Source organism: Massilia sp. CT11-108 (assembly GCF_047302915.1).
GTDB lineage: Bacteria > Pseudomonadota > Gammaproteobacteria > Burkholderiales > Burkholderiaceae_D > Telluria > Telluria orientalis.
The window spans coordinates 1-1,032 of record NZ_JBKYMO010000987.1; the positions used below are offsets into that span (position 1 = coordinate 1).

Here is a 1,032-nt window from a genome sequence, read left to right on the forward strand (position 1 = left end):
GTGCGGTCGCGGCGCCGGTGAAATCCACGCGTGCCAAGGCCGCGCCTGCACCGGCCACGCGTCCGCACCTCGTGCGCGACAGCTTCACCATGCCGGAGCAGGAATACGCCGTGCTCGCCACCGTCAAGCAGGCCTGCCTGAAGGCCGGCTTCGAAGTCAAGAAGAGCGAGTTGCTGCGCATCGGCGTGGCGCTGCTCGGCCAGCTCGACACGGCGTCGCTACGCGCCGTGCTCGACAGCCTGCCCCAGCTCAAGACCGGCCGCCCGCCCGGCGAATGAACCGCGTTCAGTGATGGGTCGGCGGCGGCTCCGTGCGCGCTTCCGCCGTCAATTCCTTCAGCTCGCGGATCGGGATATTCGACTTCTCGTGCATCCGCAGCAGGATCGTGGCGCCGACGTTCAGCTTGCGGTGCCGGATCTTGCTGATGATGGGCGGCTGTACCTCCAGGACGCGGCACAGTTCCGCGTCGTTCTTCAGCTGCATTCGTTGAATCAATGTGTCGAGCAATTTGTTCGGAACAAAACTCGACGGCTCCATGGCCCGGGCGCGATGCATCGCCTCGAGCAACTCCTGTTTTTTCTGCCGTACGCTCATGAACTCCTCCGCCTTGGGGTTGTGTTCAAGACAGATCGACTGTTTTGGAGAGTTGCAGGGTCCGTCCGGCTCATCCCCCGCCCGAACGGAATCCAGCCCGACCGATTTGTTGATGACTTATGCCTGGTGGGTTTGTTGGAATGCTACTACGAAGTTGACAATTATGACGCACTGTTCATGACTAAAACGCCATAAGATGCGTCTTTCTTGCGGGAACTTACGCTAATTTCAATCCGGCGCGGGTCAACACGAAGGTCCGGTCGGCCAGGGCGGCGGCCGCATGGGAGTGGGTGACCATGATGGCGCCGGCGCCGCTGGCCTTGATCTCGGTGCGCAGCAGGCGCAGGATGCCGTCGGCCGTGTCGGGGTCGAGGTTGCCGGTGGGCTCGTCCGCCAGCAGCAGGGCGGGCCGGTGCACGAGCGCGCGCGCGATGGCCA

Annotated in this window: 1 protein-coding gene and 2 pseudogenes; 1 reads left to right on the forward strand and 2 read right to left on the reverse strand. The window is 63.6% G+C overall.

All coding sequences use genetic code 11. From position 1 onward, the window contains the following. Positions 1-278, forward strand: a pseudogene (locus ACEN88_RS32555) (hypothetical protein); the annotation flags it as partial. A 7-nt stretch (positions 279-285) separates the two neighbouring features. Here ACEN88_RS32555 and ACEN88_RS32560 read toward each other — a convergent pair. Continuing rightward, on the reverse strand, positions 286-594 hold the full coding sequence (locus tag ACEN88_RS32560; protein ID WP_371762533.1) for a hypothetical protein: 309 nt from the start codon (positions 592-594) through the stop codon (positions 286-288). 217 nt (positions 595-811) lie between these two features. Further along, positions 812-1,032, reverse strand: a pseudogene (locus ACEN88_RS32565) (ABC transporter ATP-binding protein); the annotation flags it as partial.